This window comes from Roseomonas sp. CAU 1739 (genome assembly GCF_039839775.1).
GTDB lineage: Bacteria > Pseudomonadota > Alphaproteobacteria > Acetobacterales > Acetobacteraceae > Neoroseomonas.
This window is the reverse complement of sequence record NZ_JBDOQQ010000020.1, coordinates 1-18,364: the sequence shown is the minus strand read 5'-3', so window position 1 is coordinate 18,364 and position 18,364 is coordinate 1. Positions and strand designations below refer to the sequence as shown.

General features: G+C 70.8%; 13 protein-coding genes. 2 read left to right on the top strand and 11 right to left on the bottom strand.

Going from position 1 to position 18,364, the window contains the following annotated elements; genetic code table 11:
• Positions 1–37: 37 nt before the first annotated feature.
• The 10 genes from AAFN86_RS24955 to AAFN86_RS24910 all read right to left on the bottom strand — a co-directional run bounded on the left by AAFN86_RS24955 (position 38) and on the right by AAFN86_RS24910 (position 14,892).
• The gene (locus AAFN86_RS24955) at positions 38–481 is read right to left on the bottom strand and encodes a hypothetical protein (RefSeq protein ID WP_347546309.1); all 444 of its coding nucleotides are present in this window, start codon (positions 479–481) and stop codon (positions 38–40) included.
• A gap of 50 nt (positions 482–531) precedes the next feature.
• A complete protein-coding gene (locus AAFN86_RS24950) occupies positions 532–4,413 on the bottom strand; it encodes a glycoside hydrolase family 99-like domain-containing protein (protein WP_347546308.1) in 3,882 nt (1,293 codons plus the stop codon).
• A gap of 47 nt (positions 4,414–4,460) precedes the next feature.
• Entirely contained in the window at positions 4,461–5,795 is a 1,335-nt protein-coding gene (locus AAFN86_RS24945; RefSeq protein WP_347546307.1) for an HlyD family type I secretion periplasmic adaptor subunit, read from the bottom strand.
• Positions 5,792–7,435, bottom strand: coding sequence for an ATP-binding cassette domain-containing protein (locus AAFN86_RS24940; protein ID WP_347546306.1), 1,644 nt, complete (start codon positions 7,433–7,435; stop codon positions 5,792–5,794). The genes AAFN86_RS24945 and AAFN86_RS24940 overlap by 4 nt, the downstream gene beginning before the upstream one ends.
• Complete coding sequence (locus tag AAFN86_RS24935) at positions 7,432–9,150, bottom strand: ATP-binding cassette domain-containing protein (RefSeq protein ID WP_347546305.1); 1,719 nt, start codon at positions 9,148–9,150, stop codon at positions 7,432–7,434. The genes AAFN86_RS24940 and AAFN86_RS24935 overlap by 4 nt, the downstream gene beginning before the upstream one ends.
• A 3-nt stretch (positions 9,151–9,153) precedes the next feature.
• Complete coding sequence (locus AAFN86_RS24930) at positions 9,154–9,843, bottom strand: hypothetical protein (protein ID WP_347546304.1); 690 nt, start codon at positions 9,841–9,843, stop codon at positions 9,154–9,156.
• Entirely contained in the window at positions 9,815–11,095 is a 1,281-nt protein-coding gene (locus AAFN86_RS24925) for a glycosyltransferase family 4 protein (protein ID WP_347546303.1), read from the bottom strand. Before AAFN86_RS24925 ends, AAFN86_RS24930 begins: the two co-directional genes overlap by 29 nt.
• A 4-nt stretch (positions 11,096–11,099) precedes the next feature.
• Positions 11,100–13,244 carry a glycosyltransferase gene (locus AAFN86_RS24920; RefSeq protein WP_347546302.1) on the bottom strand — a complete coding sequence of 715 codons (2,145 nt, stop codon included), beginning with the start codon at positions 13,242–13,244 and terminating at the stop codon, positions 11,100–11,102.
• A gap of 49 nt (positions 13,245–13,293) precedes the next feature.
• Positions 13,294–14,127, bottom strand: coding sequence for a calcium-binding protein (locus AAFN86_RS24915; RefSeq protein ID WP_347546301.1), 834 nt, complete (start codon positions 14,125–14,127; stop codon positions 13,294–13,296).
• Between the two features lie 105 nt (positions 14,128–14,232).
• Positions 14,233–14,892, bottom strand: a complete 660-nt coding sequence (locus tag AAFN86_RS24910; protein ID WP_347546300.1) for a winged helix-turn-helix domain-containing protein — start codon at positions 14,890–14,892, stop codon at positions 14,233–14,235.
• 175 nt (positions 14,893–15,067) lie between these two features.
• On the opposite strand from AAFN86_RS24910, the gene AAFN86_RS24905 reads away from it, so the two are divergent.
• The gene (locus AAFN86_RS24905) at positions 15,068–16,978 is read left to right on the top strand and encodes a class I SAM-dependent methyltransferase (protein ID WP_347546299.1); all 1,911 of its coding nucleotides are present in this window, start codon (positions 15,068–15,070) and stop codon (positions 16,976–16,978) included.
• Between the two features lie 50 nt (positions 16,979–17,028).
• Here AAFN86_RS24905 and AAFN86_RS24900 read toward each other — a convergent pair whose 3' ends face one another.
• The gene (locus AAFN86_RS24900) at positions 17,029–17,967 is read right to left on the bottom strand and encodes a hypothetical protein (protein WP_347546298.1); all 939 of its coding nucleotides are present in this window, start codon (positions 17,965–17,967) and stop codon (positions 17,029–17,031) included.
• A 265-nt stretch (positions 17,968–18,232) separates the two neighbouring features.
• Between AAFN86_RS24900 and AAFN86_RS24895 the strand changes: the two genes are divergently transcribed.
• Positions 18,233–18,364, top strand: a 132-nt coding sequence (locus AAFN86_RS24895) for an NAD-dependent epimerase/dehydratase family protein (RefSeq protein WP_347546387.1), incomplete at its 3' end; no start/stop codon positions are given.

Genomic DNA, 18,364 nt, shown 5'->3' with positions numbered 1-18,364 from the left:
CCGGCGGAAGACGGGAGGGGCGATGCCCCTCCCCGGCTCACGCTGCTTCCAGCGCCTGCTTCCATTGCTGCGCGTCTGCCTCATAGCGCGGGCTCGGGCTGCGCCACTCGGATGCACCGATCATGCTGAAATGCTCGCGCCCCGAATTCAGCTTGCCGGCCTTCACCGCCGCGCCGACATCGGGGTAGGAGCGCAGGTACCAGCGTTCCTCGACATCGGGCGTGCCACCCTGGCGGCCTTCGAAATAGCCGAAGCCGATATAGTGCAGCCTGGCATTGTCGATGGTGCCGGCGCGCAGCGCATCGGCGACGTCGGGGTTGGCGGCAAGGTAGCCGGCCTCGTTGAAGTCGCCATTCGCCACCGCGATCTGCAGCAGGAAGCGAAGCAGGCCGACCGGGATCTTCACATCCTGTTCGTCCTTCAGCGCCTCCCGCGAGGTGCCGATGGTCTGAAGCAGGGCATCATACGGCGGAACATACATCGGTTCGCGATCTCCAGTGGGTTTGCGTCGTGTCTTGGCGTCGGTCCGCTTCATGTCTTGCGGCCGCCTTTGCGGCGCACGCGGCGCCGGGTCTTCACGGGGGCCGGCGGCGGTGCGCCAAGTTGCGCCGCCACCTCCGCGAGATAGTCGCGCTGGGCCTTCGCGGCCTCGGCTGCCGCCGGGAAGGCGGCGCGCGCGTAGTCGTGGCAGCGTGCGATCTCCTCGACATGCCGCGTGGCATCGAGGGCGTGGGTCACGCTCTGGGCATGGCGCCGATGCACGTTCAGCGGCGTCGCCTCATAGGCAACGCGCGCACCAGGTGCCGCGAGCGCCTGCAGATACAGCCGCCAGTCGCCGCCCATGCGGAAGCCGCGCAGTTCTTCCCCGCAGGCCGCGAGCGCGTCGAGCAACGCCTGGCGCCGCCACACCACGGCGCTGACGTTCAACACCATGTTCTTCACGGCGAGGAAGCGTCGGACGAAGTCCGCGGCGGCGAAGACCTCGCTGCGCTGCAGAGCATCGCGGCCCAGCGTCGCGTAGTATCCCTTGTAGTCCGGCCATAGCGGGCTGCCATCGGCCTGGATGCTGCGGCTGTCGGTGAAGGCGAAGGCGATCGCCGGATCGGCCTTCATCCGCGCCGTGGCGCGCAGCAGGAAGTCGGGGTCGGACAGGTCGTCCGCCTCGGCAATCCAGAGGAACTCGCCCTCCGCCATCTCGGCTGCCTTGCGCCACTGCGCGAAGACCGAACCGGAATTGGTCTCATTGGGCGCGAGGCGAATGTCCCGCCCATGCCGCTTCGCCACCGCCCGGATGATGTCGAGGCTGTCATCGGTCGAGCAATCATCGAGCACGATGACTTCCCGCACCGGCAGCGACTGCGCGAATACACTGCCCAGCCGTTCATGCATGTAGCGCGCGTAGTTGTAGTTCGGCACGGCGACCGAGACCGATGGCGCATCCGGCACCGCCAATGCGAGCAGGTCGCGCACATAGGGCCGCCAGGCAAAGCGCTCCGCGGCAAAGCCGCGCCGCATCCGCCGCTTGTCCGGCGCATCCGAGGCCAGCGCGGCGGCGAGCGCCTCGGCCATGGCCGTGACATCGCCATAGGGGACCACCACGCCCGCGCCAGTCTCGGCCAACATCTCCGGAATGCCGCCGCTGCGATCGAAGGCGATGACCGGCAAGCCGGCGGCCATCGCCTCCAGCGCCACCGACGGGAAGGGGTCCTCGCGCGAGGTGAGGGCATAGGCTTCGGCGGCACGCAGGAAGGCGCCGACATCCTCGCGCCGGCCTGGCATATGGAAGGTCCCCGTGGCCTTCGCCGCGGCGATTTCATCCGCAAGCCAGCCTTCCATGCCGGGATCCATGGTGCCGAGCCAGCACAGATGCACCCGCCGCCGGCCGCGCCAGCGCAGCAGGCGCCATAGTTGCAGGAACAGGTCGAAGCCCTTGCGCATGTCGGCATAGCCGATGCCCAGGACCAGCGCATCCTCCTCGGCGACACCAAGCTCCGCGCGGATCTTCGCCCGGGCATCGGTCGGCGCGGAGAGATCCTTGTAGATACCCTGGGGACGCGTCAGGCAACGCTCATCGGGCAGGATGCCGAGAAGGCCCATCACCTCGTCCCGCACGAAGCCCGCCGGGAACACCACCTTGCGGGCGGCGGCGATACCTGCGCGCGCACCCTCGGCCAGGTATTTCTCCCGGATCAGCCGCGGCAATTCATGCACCAGCTGCACCGCACCGATGCCGGCCGCCTTCAGTGCCGGCACGACCGACCCGGCCGCGGTCGTGTTCACGATCGCATGGCGGAAGCCGCGTGCGGCCAGCGCGCCGATCCGCGCCGACGCGGTCGCGCCGGAGACCACCGTGGTCGGCGCCACACGTCGATAGGCCGGCTCCATGGCGCCACCGCCGAGCAGCAGGAATTCGACCTCGCAGCCATGGGCGCGACGCAGCGTGGTACCGATGGACAACAGCAGCTGCTGCGCCCCGCCCGGGAAGGCGTCATGCCCGACCAACAGCAGCCGGGGCGGCGCGTCCTCGCCCAACCGCGTCTGGCCCGTTACCGCACGGCCCGTGGCGTTCAGATACGCCGCGCCGAAGTGCAGGTCGGGCTCCAGATAGGCGCCCTCGCACCACTCGTTCCAGGCGTTCACGCAGACGATCGCCTCGCCGTGGAAAGGGTGCTGGCCGGCATGCTCGATCAGCCGCGCGAGCCAGGCCTCATAGGCCGCCGGCGTCGATCCGGTGATGACGAGGCCATTGCCCTGCCGCCGGGCGTCGTTGTCCCAGGACGGCACGGCAGTCTTGATCAGCGGGAAGTCCGGCGCGGGTTCCTCGACCGAAACACGCGCGACATCCGCATAGTGATAGACCTTGCCGGTGAAGTCGGGATCGAGAATCTCGAGCCCCGTCGCGACCGGCTCCATCGTCTGCGTCAGCTTGTGCGGCGGGAATTCGATGGCGCCGTCCAGGCCGTGCGGGCGTGGGTCGGTGTCGCCGAAACCCTGCGCCATGATGATCAGCGGGTCCTCGCCATGCGTCTCGCGGAACAGATGGCGCCAGCGCGCGATGGTGGACTTCGACTGCGGGACCAGCGCCGGGCGATACATCATCAGCAGCGGCCGGCCGCCCACGCGGATGTAGCGTGGATCGCGGAAATGCCGGGCATATTCGGCGACCATCTTCTCGTCGTCGTCGGGCCGGTAGTCCTGGCTGATCAGCACTTCGCTCTCGGCGCCGTCCCAGCGCCGCGTCCAGTTCTCATTCGCCCACATCAGGGCGAAGGGCATGTCGATGGATGGATCGGCGAGGAAGCGTTCGACCGGCTTTTCCATCAGCCGCGTGCCGTTGAACCAGTACCAGTAGAAGACGAAGCCGTGCACGCCGCCGGCCTTGGCCATTTCCACCTGGCGGCGAAAGGCGGCGTCGCCCTCAAGCGTGTAGAAGCCGAGGTCGCGCGGCACGCGCGGCTGGTAGTGCCCCTTGAAGCGCGGCAGGCCGCGCGGGACGTTGGTCCATTCGGTGAAACCCGTGCCCCACCAGGCGTCGTTCTGCTCGAATGCGTGGAATTGCGGCAGGTAGTAGGCCAGCAATTTCACCCGCCGCGCGGTGTCGGCGGGCAGTGGGCGGAATTCCTCGAAATCGGGACCGGGCTTGGTAAAGCGCTTCACCTCGCGCGGAACGGAAGCCTCATCCTCCGGCATGCGCCCATGCACGCCGGGCTCATGCCGATGCGCCAGCCAATGGGCAAAGGGATTTTCCGACAGGTCCCCGCGCAGATAGCGCTGCGCATAGAAGCGCACATCGAAAGCCGGCGACGGGTCGCGACCTTCCTTGAAGCCGTGCCCCCAGAAATGCTCGAAAGGATCGACACCAGCCGCGGCGACATCAGGATTGCGGCCGAGATAGTACTCCACGTCGAAATCCGGCATCGGGCTGAACCGCCCGCTGCGGCGATGCGCCAGCCAATGCGCGAGGGCATTCGCCCCCTCGGCAAGCGCGTAGCGTTCACGGTACCAGGCCGGATCGAAGAAGGGGCTTGGCTTGCGACCTTCCGCATCGCCGTGGAAGGCGTAGTGGAACAGCGGATTCAAGCCACCCGCAACGACATCGGGATTCTGCGCGAGGTAGTAGGCCGGATCGAAATAGGCGTTCGGCCGCCTACCCTCGGTGTACCCGTGATCGAAGAAGTGCTCGAAGGGCTCGACGCCCGCGGCGGCGATATCGGGATAGGTGGCGACGTAGTGCTCGCGGTCGAACAGCCCGGTGCGTGCCAGGGCGGTCATCCGCACCCCGCGCGCCGCCTCGGCGGCAACGGTCGTGGCCGCATCCGCTTCCACCTCGGCCATCGGCGGCGACGGGAAATCCGGCTCGCTCGCCACCAGACCGCCACGGCGGCGTTCAAGCAGGGCGAAGAAGTCGGTCATGGCCGGGGCCTCATCGTGCGGAAGGGGGGTTGGATGCCGCGCATGGATCAGTCCCGCAGCGACCGGCGCAGCCCGTCGAGCAGCGGGCGCAGCATGTAGTTCAGCGCGCTGCGACGCTCGCCGAGCAGGAAGGCCTCCACCGGCATGCCCGGTGCGAGAGCCGTCCCCGGCGGCAGCGCCGCATCCGCGCCGGACGGCAAGGCCAGGCGCGCGACGAAATAGGCGTAGCCTTGCGGATCAACCTGCCGATCCGCCGATACGTAGGTCACCTCGGTCGGCAGCAGCGGCACCTCGCGCGATCGGAACGCGGACAGGCGCAGCCGCGCGGGCTGGCCAACGCTGACATTCTCGATGTCGTTGAGGGAGACGCGCACCTCCGCCTCCAGCCGGTCATCCACCGGCACCAGGTCGAGCACCGCGGTACCGGCTGCGATGCTGCTGCCCGGGGTGAAGAAGCGGATATCGGTGACGATGCCGGGCTCCTGCGCGACGAGCAGGCGGCGGGTCAGGATGTCCTCGGCGCTGCGCAGCCGCTGTTCGGCATCGGCGCGCTGCGCCTGGGCGTCCTGCAGGTCCCGCGCAACATCCTGCTGGCGGTTCAACCGGGCATTCGCCATCTCCAGCTCGGCCTGGGCGATCGCTTCGCGCGCCTGGGCTTCCTGGGCCTGGTACTGGCCATGATTGCCGACCATCTCGGCCTCGGCGCGCTGCAATTCCCACTGCCGCGTGCGGGTAGCGAAGCCGCGGCCGACCAATTGCGTCACGCCGGCAAGTTCCTCCCGGATCGCGCCGAGGCGAATCGCGGTGGCGTCGCGTTGCGCGACGAAGGCGGCCATCTGCTCCTGCAACTGGGCGATGCGTGCGCGGCTGACCCCGATCTGGCCGTCATAGGCTTCCCACCGCGCGGCAAAGAGCCTGCCTTCGGCGGCGATCAGGGCCGCTATGGTCGGGTCGTTGCGGCCGGCGGCGCCAACGTCGGATGGCACATCCATGCTGCGGCTGCCCTGCTGCTCCGCGATCAGCCGCGCGGCGCGGACGGACTGGCCGAGGAAGGCTGCACGGGCCTGGGCCGCCGCCGCGTCGGCCTGCGTCGTGTCGAGCTGGAACAGCGGCTGGCCCGCGGCGACGCGCTCACCCTCACGCACCAGCAGGCGCCGCAGGATGCCGGGTTCCAGCAGCATGACGGTCTTGCGCCGCCCTTCCGCCGCAAGCTGGCCTTGCCCCACCACGGCCCGTTCGATCGGCGTCACCGAGGCCCACAGCAAAAGCCCCCCCACCCCCAAAACCAGCACGAGAAGCGCCGCGGCGACGAGTTGCCCGATGCGCGGCGGCGGCATGGCGGCGTCGAAGGCACGTTCCAGCGCGTCGGCGGCGGCGCTCATGCGGCATTCTCCAACGTCCAGGCGCCGCCCTTCGCCAGGCGCAGCACGGTGTCGGCGACGTCGCGCCAGGCCGCCGGGTCGTGCGACACCAGCAGCACGATCGCCCCGCCGGCCCGGGACCGGGCCACCGCCTGGCGCAAGGCCACCCGGCCATGGCCGTCGAGCCCGGCTTCCGGCTCGTCCAGGACAACCAACCGCGGCGCGCCGTGCAGCGCGCGGGCCAGGGCGACCAGCCGGGCCTGCCCACCGGACAGTCCGGCGTCGGGCCCCGCCGCATTCTCGTATCCGCGCGGCAGCCGTCCGATGGCCGCATGGGCGCCGGCCAGGCGGGCCGCCGCGACGGCATCGCCGGTGCCGGCGCCGGCGAAGCGGCCGATATTCTCCAGAACGCTGCCGTCCAGCAGCTGTGCCTCCTGCGGCAGATACCCCAGCAGGGGGCCGAGCACCGCGCGGTCGGCGCGCCGCGTGTCCTGGCCATCGAGCAGCACCCGTCCGGCCTCCGGCGCCGCAAGGCCGAGGACGGCGCGCAGCAGCGTCGTCTTGCCGATACCGTTCGGCCCGGCCACGACCACGACGGAGCCCGGTGCGAGATCGATCGTCAGTTCCGTGACCAGCGGCACCGCCGCACGCTCGGGGCGCAGGGTGAGCCCCTCGATACGCAGACCCTGCGGCGCGGCCTCGGGGGGCACGATGTCGGGCGCCGTACCCTGCCGCACCGTCGCCGCCAGGCGTCGCACCGCGGCAATGCCGTCGCCCCAATCGCGCCAATGCCCGACCAGATGCATGACCGGCTGGGTGGCGAGATTGGTCATCGTCGCTGCCGCCAGCATCGCGCCGGGAGACACGGCGTGGGCGAGCAACAGCCCGACCCCGACCGCCACGGTGGCAAGTTGCTGCCCGGAGACCGCGAGCTGCAACAAGCCGTTCAACGCCCGCGCCCGCCCTTCCGCAACGCCGCGATCGGCCATGGCCCGCGCCTGCACCGGGGCGAAGCGCGCCAGCACCGCCGGCAGCAGGCCCAGGCCGAGCACCAGTTCCCGTTGCGCCAGCTGCGCCGACAGGTCGCGCCGACCACGTCCCACCTGCTGCGCGGCCGCCTGTACCGGACCGCGCGTCGCGCGATCGGCGGCGAGGCCGATCAGGCCCTGCACGAGCGCGGAGACCAGCGCCACGGCGAAGAACAGCGGATGCAGCAGCCAGAGCACGAACAGCGCGATGGGGATCGAGACGAGGTCGAGCACATCCACCGGCACCGAGCCGCCGAGCAGCCGCCGCAGCGCCGCCACATCCTGCAACGCGCGACCGGCCGCTGGGCGATCACCGCCCAGCGCGACGCGCACCGAAGCCGCGAGGGCGCGCAACTCCAGCCGCCGCCCCACGCGTTCCGAGAGCGCCGAGAGCAGCGCCGCGCGCAGGTAGCGCAGCACGCCACCCAGCAGCAGCACGACCAGCAGGATGGTCACCAGCACCCACAACGTCTCGAGGTTACGGCTTTCCATCACGCCATCGAAGACGTGCATGGTCAGCAGCGGCGTGGTCAGCATGGTCGCCTGCACTGCCACAGAGACCAGCACGCAGACAGCCAGTACCGGCCACGCGGCACGCAACGGCGCAGCGATGGGTGACAGGGCCCCGCTCATGCCGCCTCCGGTGCCGCGAGGCGGCGCGCCGGTTCGGGCAGGGCGCGCGGTGCATGCGGCGCCGCGAGCAGCCGCCGCCTGGCACCCGTCTCCTCCAGCCGCCCGTCACGCAAGGTCATCACCCGCGCCGCCGCGCGTAGCAGCCCTTCCCGATGGGAGGTGAAGATCACCCCCGTCCCGGCGACCGACAACGCGGCGATCATCGCGGCCACCGCCGCCTCGCCTTCGGCATCCAGGAAGGCGGCCGGCTCGTCGAGCACCACCAGCCGCGGCGCACCATAGATGGCGCGTGCCAGGGCGATGCGTTGCCGCTGCCCCATCGACAACGCCATCGTCCCGCCGATCCGCGTGGCGAAGCCCTGTGGCAGGCCCGCGATCATGTCGAGCGCGCCCGCCAGCCGCGCCGCGGCGATCACCGCCGTCATGTCGGGCGCAGCGTCCAGCCGCGCGATGGAATCCGCCACGCTGGCTTCGGGCAATACCGGCTCCTGCGGCAGATAGCCGAGATGCCGCGACAGGTCGGCACGATCCCAATGCGCCGTGGCATGGCCGTCGAGGAAGACCTCGCCCGCATTGCAGGGCTGGATGCCCAGCAACACGCGCAGCAGCGTGGATTTGCCCGTGCCCGGCGGACCGGCCAGCGCCACCACGTCGCCCGGCCCCATCACCAGGTTCACGTCGCGCAGCATCGGTTGCGCGGCACCGGGGAAGACCAGCGTCACACGCTCGACCAGAAGCCTGCCCTCGGGGCAAGGGAAGGCGCGGCTGGCGGCGGCGGGGGCGGATTCATCCATCGTCAGCAGCCGGTCGAGACGCCGCCACGCCGCGCGCGCGGCGGCGGCATCCTCGAACTGCCCGCCGATGCGCGCGAAGGGGTCCATCACCCGCGCGGTCAGCAGCATCCCGGCCAGGATGCCGTATCCGATGCTGCCACCCTCGGCGAGCACGATGACGCCGACCGTGATGGCCCCGCCCTGGGCCACGGCGTAGAGCGTCGCCGTCGCGGCCTCGGCCAGCCGCGCCGTGCCCTGTGCCCGCCGCAACCCGACCGTGCCGCGGGCCAGCGCGCCGGCCCAGCGCGACACCAGGGCGGGCAGCATGCCCATCGCCTCCACCGCCTCCGCGCAGCGCGCGGCATCGGCGACAAGGCGCGCACCCTGCGCGGCCGCATCATTGGCATCGACCAGCGCCGCGCGCGTCGCGCGTTCCGCCGCCAGGCCCAGCAACAACGCGAGCCCCGCCGCCAACGCCGCGAACAGCGCGAACGCCCAGTGGAACAGCGCGAGCAGCAGCAGCAGCACCGGCACCAGCACGGCATCCAGCGCCAGTGCGGAGAGCGGGACGGCGACGCCGCGCCGCACGGCGTCGATGTCGCGCAGCGCCTGCTCGGTGGCCACCGCCGGCAGCGCCGCCCGTGCGGTCGCAGCCGGCAGGGCGCGTGCGGTCAGCCGGCGCACCAGCCGCTCCGTGCCAATCAGCAGCATGCGCTCGCGGATCTGTCCCAGCGCCACCACCGCCACCGCCACGATGGCGAAGCCCGCGGACAGGCCGGCGGCGGTGGACAGGCTGCCGGTCGGGACCACCAGCGCATAGAACTGCACGGTGAGCATCACCAGTGCGAAGGGCCCCAGCGCGCCGGCCAGGCCCAGCCAGGCGGCGACGCGCGCGGTGCGCATCGTCTCCGCCGCCAGCCCTGCCATTGCCGCCGACGCCATGCGTCAGCCCCCCGCGAGCCGGATAGCGAGCAGCAGCGAACCCGCCCAGACCGTTCCCAGCACCACGCCGAGCAGCACGGTCCAACGGTCGGGCCCACGGCGCACGGGCGTGGCCGGGGCCGCCGGTGTCGCGGCCAGCCGCTCCTCCAGCCGCGTCAGCCAGATCATCAGGGTCGCCAGTTGCTCCGCCATGCCCTGCTGCGTCCGCAGCAAGGCATCGAGCGCGGCACGCTCGCCCGCCTCCGGCAGCCTTGTGCCGATCGAACGCAATTCCTCATGGATGCGGCGATGGGAGGCGACCACCGCTTCAAGCGTGCGTTGGCCACCGGCCTCCGGTGCCTCGGCGATGGCGCGGCGGATACGGATGGGCACCGTGTATTCGGTGCCGTCCGCGGCCCGCGCCACGACCGCCAACTCGGCCCGGCGACGGATCCAGTCGGGTTCCAGCGGGATCTCGAAGGCGTGGCAGCCATCGCCGATGCCAGCCTTGGCGAGATCCGGCCGGGCGAAGTTGGCCTGCGTGCGGAACACCGCCGACGAGGCGAGGCGCAGTTCGACCGCCACGCGTTCCTGCGGAACCGCGGCGTTCCAGGCCCAGCCATAGAGACGGTCGGGCGCGGCGTTGTCCACGAGCCCGTGCAACTCGGCGGCGGGGGCGATGGCATCAAGCGGTGGCGCGGTCTCGGACGGCACGGCGTCTCCTTCCGGCGCTGGAGCGGATCAGGCTGCGATACAGGGCGAGATGCGCCACCGCGGCGGCATCGAGATCGGGCGGCTTGGCGATGCCTTCGACCAGGCGGTCCCACAGGCCGGGTGTCTCCGCAGCCTGTCGCATGACCGCCGCGAGGCCATCCGCATCGCCGACCGGCGCATGCAGCCCGTCGATGCCGTCGCGCACCGCCTCGGCCATGCCGCCGACATCGCCGCAGATGACCGGACGGCGATGGCGGAAGGCCTCGAGGATCACGAGCGGCGCGTTCTCCCACCAGATCGAGGGCACCACGACCCAGTCGGCGGCGGCGATGCGCGCACGCAGCTCGACGGGCGCATAGGCCCCATGGTGACGCGCCGCCGGCGCGGCTTCGATCGCCGCAGCGAACTCGGCGAGATAGGCGTCGCTCTGCCATGCCGTGTCGCCATGGATCGCGAGGCCATGGGCGACGCCTTCCGCGCTCAGCCGCGCCGATGCGGCGAGGGCCACCAGCGCGCCCTTGAAGCGATTCACATTGCCGAACACCGCGAAGCGGTCGCGCCGCCCATCCGCTGCACCACGATGCGGCGCCGGCTCGGCGGCCGGGATCGCGTTGCGCAGCAGACGCAGCCGTTCCGCATCCCAGCCGGCCTGGATGAAGCGGTCGCGCAGGAATGCGCTTGGGGCGATCAGCGTGTCGAAGGCGGTGAAGGCGCCGCGCAGGCCCAGTTCGCGCAACATGAAGTCGCTCACGAGCCGATCCGGAAAACAGCGCCGGCAGGCATCGCCCGACGGGCCCTGGCAGAGCCGCCCATCGGCCGTCAGCAACTGCCCCTCGCGCGGGCATAGCAGGAAATAATCATGCAGCGTCGCCACCATGGTCGCCCGCGGCAGGATGCGGCGCAGCCAGTCGATCCCCTCCATGCCCCACAGCAGCGGGTGGTGGAGATGCACGATGTCGGGATCGAGCCGCGCGATCATCGGACCCAGCGACGCCAACCCGTACACATCACCCTGGGAGAGGAAGAAGCGGTCGAAATGGTCGAGCGAGACCAGCATCTCATCCGCCGCGCTGCCCACCGCCTGCAACAGCGTGCCCGGCCGCCGTTCCCGCAACAGCCCGGTGGTCCCGGCGAGGAACAGGCCTTCCGCACCATGCCGGTCGCGCAGGGCACGGAACAGGCCGAGCGCGAAGGCCTCGGTGCCGCCGGCCTGCAAGGACGGATGGTTGTGGGCAAGGAACAGGACCCGCATGCCGTCACGCCTCCGCAAAGCGCGTCATCAGCGCGGCGATGGCAGCGTCCCAGCGCAGATGGTGCAGGCGGCGGTTCACCGCGCCGGCCAGGGTGCGCGAATGGCCTTCATGCAGCGCGATGGATTGGCGTTCGAAGTGGAACAACTCGGCGCCGGGTTCATAGGCGATCTCGCCACCCGCCGCGCGCAGCTTCAGGCACAGGTCGGAATCCTCGAAATCGCCGAGGATGTAGTCCGTGCAGAAGCCGTCGACGCGCTCGAAGGCGTCGCGGCCGACCAGCAGGGCCGCCCCGGTCACCGCCGGCACGATGCGCGCCTGCCGTGCCGCTGCGTGCTGGCGCGGGAAGCCCTTGCAATAGTGGTCGTTCAGCCAGACGCCGTCCTCGCCACGGCGGAACAACAGGCCGGCATGCTGGATCGAGCCGTCCTCGAACAGCAGCCGCGGCCCGACTGCGGCCAGCCGCCGGTCGCGCGCGAGCCGCGCCAGCATGCGCCCGAGCCAGCCTTCCCCCGCCGGCAGAACGTCCGAATTGAGGAACAGCAGCGTGGGTGAGTGCGCCTCCGCCGCACCCGCATTGCAGGCCGAGGCGTATCCGCCGTTGCGCGGCATCACCACCAGTCGCAGCCCGATACCGAGCATGGACGCCATGCCGCGCAGCAGATGCTCGACCTCATGGCGCTGCTCGGGGCTGTCGAGGACATAGATCAGTTCCGCCGCACGGCATTCGGCATCGCGGGCGAAGGCCGCCAGCTGGAAACGCAGGAAGCGCAGGTTGCGATACAGCGGCACGATCAGGCTCGCGCGCGGCCGCGCCGGCAAGGTGCCGAAGGCGATCGAGCCGGGCGCGCCCTTGGCATCGCGCAGCACCGCGCGATGCAACGCCGACGCCGCCGGCATGATGACCGCATCGAGCAGCGCGGCATCGGCTGCGGAAGGGTGCACGGCGCGCAGCACCAGGTCGCGTGCCGTCTCGGGCGGCAGCAGGCCGGGTGGGGCGGTCAGGATTGCCGCGCCGTCGCCGGCGAATTGCAGCGCGAGTTGCCATTGCGCCGTCCCGGCCGGGTCGATCCCCGGCAGATGGGCCAGGAAGCCGGGCCGTGCGCCCGCGCCGCCGAGCGGCGCACGGGCGAAGCGATCGGCGATGTCAGGCCGCGCCACACGATGCAGCGCCGCGGCGGGCACCGCATGCGCAGCACCCGGCCCGCGCAGCGACAGCCCGGCCACCAGGCCCAGCGGATCGCGCAGCCAGCCGCAGAGGAAGACCCCGCCTTCATGGTCCGACACGGCAAGGTCGATCCCGCCGCCGACCGGGCCTGTCGCATCCTCGATCCGGGTCGGCCGCGCCGGCGCAAGCAACTGCACCTCGCGCAACAGTGCCGCAGCGCGGGGGTCCCGCCTCGCGCGGTCGGCCAGCGCCGGAAGCAGGCGCGGCGCGCCGCGTCGCCCCGCAAGCGCCGCGCGGATCGTCGCGCGCAATCCGGCCTGCCCGGTCGGCATGGCCAGGCGCAATGGCGGCATGGGCGCTGGCGGCAGCAACAGGCTCCCCGGCGGCGGTGCGCCGTCCAGCAGCAGGACGCCAGCCTCGGGAATCCCAGCGGAGGTGATGCCGGCCGGCGCCAGAAGCCGCCACACACCTTCGGGCGCGCCCGGCGTCTGCCAGGCGGACATCCCGGATTCGGGCCGCGCCAACCGGCGCGCGACGCCGACGGGCGCGGCGAGCAGCTGGCACAGCGTCGCGAGGTCGATATCCGCCCCGGCCCGCAGCATCGGCGCGCAGGTGGCGGCGAGGAAGCGCAACAGCGCCTCCCGTTCGCCCCCCTCGAAACCCGCGGCGAAGGCGGTGGGGGTCAGCAGCGTCGGCAGCGGAAAGCGCGCCGCCGCATCGGCACCGAAGCGCAATTCGATCGCCATGTCCGACAGCAGCGGGCGACGCGGACGCGCCGCATGCAACGCCCGCCTTGCCCCGGGCAGCGCCGTCGCACTGGGCGGCGGCAGGGGCTCCCCATCGACGAACAGGCGCGCCGCGCCATCGGGCAGCGCTGCGCCCAGCGTGACATCCACCAGCAGGATGCCGCCCCGGCTCAGCAGCGCCCTTGGCAGGGCAATCACCCCGGCCGACGCAGTCATCTCCACAAAGGGGAGGTCCACGACCTCCCCCCTTGGAACCGCGACTTCGGGGCGCGCGTCCAGGATCGCCTCAGACGATGCGGACGTAGCTGCTGAGATGGCTCAGCAGATCTTCGCTGGAGACGCCAACCAGCTTGATCTGGTCGCCGCCGCCGAGGTTGATGACCGAGCCGGTGTCATCGCTGGACACGCGGCCGGCCAGGTCGGACGTGCTGCTGATGCCGGTGCCGTTGATGTTCGCCTTGATGGCGATCACGTCCTCGCCGGGCCGGAAGTCGAGCACCACGTCGCGGCCGAAGCCGCTCTCGAAGTAGAAGGTGTCATTGCCCGAGCCACCGACCATGGTGTCGTTGCCGGCCCCGCCCAGCAGCGTGTCGTTGCCGGGCCCGCCATACAGGTTGTCGGCGCCCTTGCCGCCGGCCACCCAGTCATCCCCCGAGCCACCGAACAGCGTGTCCTTGCCGTCGCCGCCAAGCACCTGGTCGTTGCCGGCTCCGCCATCGACCAGATCGTCGCCATCGCCGCCATCGGCGATGTCGTTGCCGTCGCCGCCCAGGACCGTGTCGGCGCCTGCGCCGCCCGACACGACATCGTTGCCGGTGCCGCCGAGCACGAGGTCGTTGCCCTTGCCGCCATCCACGACGTCGTCGCCGGTGCCGCCGTCGAGGAGGTCGCTGCCGTTGTCGCCGAACAGGATATCGTCGCCTGCGTCGCCATAGGCGGCATCGCCGCCCTTGCCGGCGAAGACAATGTCGTCCCCGGCGCCGGCATGGATCGTGTCAGCCCCGCCGAAGGTGGCGATCAGATTGTCGAAGCTGCCGGGAATGTCGGTATCCGCATTCACGACATCCGAACCGTTGGTGCCCAGCAAAACGCCGCCGGGAAGGGTCGCGAAGTCCGCCATGCTCAGAATCTCCCGCGCTTGGGACCGGTTGTCCCACTGTGCCGATCACCACTGTAGGTTGCATAACGTGACAACGAGAGTCTCATGCATGTGCGGTGCACAAATTTACACACGCTTATGGATGTGGCGGATCGGGAGGGTCAGCGCATAGCCAATGCCACGCACCGACTGGATCGCGTCCACGGGCAGTTTGGGCCTCAGTCGCTTCACGAGGCTGTCCACCGCCCGGTCATCCGGTCGCCAGGGGCGGCGGAATACCGTGCGACACACCGCCTCCCGGTCAACCGGCGTGCCGGCCGCCGTTGTCAGCAGGGCGATCAGGCCGAATTCCGCCGTGGTGAGCCGCAAGGCTTCATTCGCCGGCGACACCAGCCGCCGACCGGTGTCGAGCAGGCGCCAGGCGGCCGGTTCAGTGCCGCGCGGGCGGGCGCGGCGCAGCACGGCGCGAATGCGGGCGATCGCCTCCGGCAGCGGGATCCCACCATGCAGGACCTCCGCCGCGCCGGCCTCCAGCGCCGCGGCGCGGTCCTCCGGGCCGTCATCCGGTGCCGCGACCAGCACGCAGGGAATGCGCGGCACGCTCCGCATCAGCTGGACCGCGTCTCGCGCGCTGCTGGGGGCGTCCCGCGACGGCAGGACCAGAACCGCGTCGGGTGGCTCAGTCGAGACGCGCTGCATCAGGAACTCGGCGCTATGCGCCATCTGCACGGCGACACCGCGGCGCGCGAGGCCGTCGGCGAAGGGGCTGACGTGATCACCGTCCACCGCGAGAATGATGAGCCTGGGGGCTCCGAGGGCAGTCGTTTCCGACATATGGACCATTGGAAAGTTTCGGATATACAACCATGGATAGCAAGACATTAACGTGATGCGCTAAATAAGGTATTTAATGCAATGCAAAATACACGCATATGGCGAATCTGTGTCTCGGGCCACGCGCGTGCTCGCTGCCCCTGAGTCCCAGGCGATCCTCGTCGCCCCTGGCTTCCCCCTGCCGGATCGCACCGCCTTGCGCCGGGTCGGCTCGACCGATGCGCGGGACTTCCTCGAGACCGGGCTGCTGTTGCGCGCGGCGCTCGAGGAGACCGCCGGCCTGGAGCCCGATCATGCGGTGCTTGACATCGGCTGCGGCTGGGGGCGGCTCGCCATGCCGCTGGCGGCGCGGCTCGGCACGCATGGGCGCTACCTGGGCATGGATGCGGCCGCGGAGGCCATTGCCTGGTGTCGGCGCCATATCGGCGAGATCGATCCGCGCTTCCGCTTTCATCACGCCGACATTCGCAACAGCTACGCGAATCCGCGCGGCCGCATCCCGGCGCACAAGGCGATGCTGCTGCCGTGGGAGGAACGCTTCGACCGTGTCGTTGCCTTCTCGCTGTTCACGCATCTCCTGCCGGATGCGTTGGTGCGATATTTCGCCGAGGCGGCGCGACTCTGCCGCCCTGGCGGTGCGCTGGTGGCGACCTTCTTCCTGCTCGATGCGCCGGCGCGCGAAGCGATCGCCGCGGGCCGCGCGGATCGCGACTTCCCCGCTGTCCACGGCATTGCGCGGCTCGCCAATCCCGGCGTTCCGGAAGACGCGGTCGCCTATGACGCGGCCGAAATCCTGGGGCTGCTCGATGCCGCGGGCTTCGATGCGGAATGGCGCCCAGGCGCATGGTGCGCGCGCGGGGTGGACCCTTTCGACTACCAGGACCTGGTGATCGCCCGCCGTCGCGGCCCCGCGGCGCCCTGCATCGGCACGCGCGGCGCGGTGCAGGCCATTTCGGGCGGCGCGCTGCGCGGCTGGGCCTGGGATGCCATCAAGGACGCTCCGCCGCTGCTGCGGCTGGAAGTTGCCGGCGAGGTGGTCGCGGAAGGCCAGCCCGATCATCCCGTGCGCTCGGCACCGCCCGATGGGCCACCCGCCGGGGCCCCAGCCGGCTTCGCGCTGCCCCTGCCGCCGCATCTGGTCGGGCGCCGGCTGCGCGACGTGCGCCTGCTTGGTGGTGCGGAGGCGCTGCCGCTGCTGGCGCGGCCGACGCTGCTGCTGGCCGATCCGCCCGAGGAACTCGCGCGCGGCTGGCGACGCGAAGCGCTGCGCGACGGCCTGTGGCGCATCGATTCCGTCGAACGGCAGCCCGATGGCGGGGCGCGGGTGTGCATCTGGGCCGTACCGCCCCGCGGTACGCCGCCAATCATGTCGCCGGTGGTGCTGCATGGCGCTGCGCGCGTCCCGCTGGTTCCGATGGACGGCAGCGACACCGCACTCGATGCCGCGCTTGGCCATCCGCCAGGGACGATCCGGCCCGGTTACGAGTTCCATCTTTCTCCGGCGTCGGCGGCGCACGCCAATGTGCTGCGGCTCGGCTTCGCGGCGGATCGTGTCTGGGCACCGCATGCCGGTCTGGCGCTGCCGCCCGCGGGCAATGCGGTCACAGGCGCGTCGTGCCTGCGCGGGGTGACGGGGCGGTCGCCGGCGTCCTTCGGGCCACAACTGGACCTGCGTCCGACCGGCCTTGCCGAGGTGCCGGCAGGTGAGGCCAGGCTGGTGACGGCGTTGGACGGTATCGACGCCGCCGAGGAAGCGGCGCTGGTGGATGCGCTGGCGGCAGCCATGGCACCGGGCGGCCTGCTGCTGTTCGGCACGCCTGGCGCGGCGGCGTTGATCGGCGGTGCCGGCGGTGTCGCGCGTCTGCTGGGCTGGCAACGCCACGGCACCGCGGAGGCGCCCGAAGCCGCGCCCGGGCAGCGCCGCCTGCGCAGCCGGGCGCAATTCGAAAGCGCGTGGGGTCAGGCCTTCGCCCTGCTCGACCTGCGTGAGGCGGTGCTGTCCGGCATGTGCGACCTCGCGCTGCTGAAGCGGCGCTGATCGGCGCGCCGCGTCATGGACCCGCAAGGGGCGCAGGCCTGCGCCGGCCCTCAGAAGAAGTCGCTGAGCGACAAGTCGCCGGGCGCGATTCCGGCGAGAAGGACGCTGTCCGATCCGTGGGTCAGCAGCGTCCCGCCATCCTGCGCCATGGCGGCGTCCAGCATGGCCTCGATCTGCGCCACGGACAGGCTGGTGAATTGCAGGCGATCCTCGCCTGGCGTGAAATCGGAGACGCGGTCCGCGCCGTCACCGGCGGCGAAGCGGAAGATGTCGGCGCCGGCACCGCCGCCCAGGATGTCGTCGCCGCGCCCCGCCGCGATCACGTCGTCGCCATCACCGCCGAAGATCTGGTCGCGGCTTTGGCCGAGGCCGAGGAACCGGTCGTCCCCGGCCCCGAGATCGACGATGGTCAGCGTGCCGGAATCGACGCCGGTGAAGGACCCGGCGCCATTGGCGGTCGCGGCGAAGGTCGCGTCCCCCGCGGCGATCCGGGCGGCGATGTCGAGCGCGCCGACGGTCACGATGTCATCGCCCTGGCCGGTCGTGACGCGGAAGGTGTTGACCCAGCCGAGCGCATTGTCCGCGACCTGGATGGTGACGACGTCATCGCCATCGCCGGTGATGATGTTGCCGCGCTTGGCGCCGATCACCGCGACGAAGGAATCATCGCCATCGCCGAGCGTGACATCGGTATGCACGAAGCCCGACAGCGTCACGCGGTCCGCCGTGTCCGAGAGGATGATGGCGTTCTTCACGCTGTTCCATGCGCCGAGCACATCAACGAGCAGGCCGGCGGCGCTGCGGCTGGCCTGCACGAGACCACCGAAGAGGAGTCCGCTGGGGGGTGGATCGGAGAAGTTGGTCTCCGTGATGGCGTGCAGCAACGGCGGCGCGCCGATGGCGGGGAGCGGCAACAGGGCCGGGTCGGTCCCGGGCAGGTACCATTGCGTCGCGGTGCCGAGCAGGCCGAGGCCGAGTGTCTGGGTCATTGGGGGTTCCAAAGCGGGGCAGCGGTGCCGACGCTAAGTCAGGCAGAGACACACGCATAAGTGGTATTTTGTGTCACGATCTGGCGTAGCGATCGGGCCTGTATTGCGCGACTTATCTCAGATTTCCGCGGCTTCTCGTGGTCGAGCCGAACCTTTCGGGCGCCAATTCGCCGCAGCGCAGCATTGCGCGCAATGCTGCGCCGCACATAGACTTATAGTTGTGTTTCATTGGCATTTTGATCGACATACGGGAGAGCGTGCGCCCATGCCCATCCTGATCACTGGTGGCCTGGGCTTCATTGGCTCGGCGGTGCTGCGGCGGCTGTTGTCGACCACGGATGAGGTGGTGGTGAACGTCGACCGCATGACCTATGCGGCGAGCCCCGAGAGCCTGGGC

What these genes read in the sequence shown, in the direction of transcription:
- AAFN86_RS24955 (WP_347546309.1), bottom strand. Translation starts at nt 481, where the DNA reads ATGTATGTTCCGCCGTATGATGCCCTGCTTCAGACCATCGGCACCTCG.
- AAFN86_RS24950 (WP_347546308.1), bottom strand. Translation starts at nt 4,413, where the DNA reads ATGACCGACTTCTTCGCCCTGCTTGAACGCCGCCGTGGCGGTCTGGTG.
- AAFN86_RS24945 (WP_347546307.1), bottom strand. Translation starts at nt 5,795, where the DNA reads ATGAGCGCCGCCGCCGACGCGCTGGAACGTGCCTTCGACGCCGCCATG.
- AAFN86_RS24940 (WP_347546306.1), bottom strand. Translation starts at nt 7,435, where the DNA reads ATGAGCGGGGCCCTGTCACCCATCGCTGCGCCGTTGCGTGCCGCGTGG.
- AAFN86_RS24935 (WP_347546305.1), bottom strand. Translation starts at nt 9,150, where the DNA reads ATGGCGTCGGCGGCAATGGCAGGGCTGGCGGCGGAGACGATGCGCACC.
- AAFN86_RS24925 (WP_347546303.1), bottom strand. Translation starts at nt 11,095, where the DNA reads ATGCGGGTCCTGTTCCTTGCCCACAACCATCCGTCCTTGCAGGCCGGC.
- AAFN86_RS24915 (WP_347546301.1), bottom strand. Translation starts at nt 14,127, where the DNA reads ATGGCGGACTTCGCGACCCTTCCCGGCGGCGTTTTGCTGGGCACCAAC.
- AAFN86_RS24900 (WP_347546298.1), bottom strand. Translation starts at nt 17,967, where the DNA reads ATGACCCAGACACTCGGCCTCGGCCTGCTCGGCACCGCGACGCAATGG.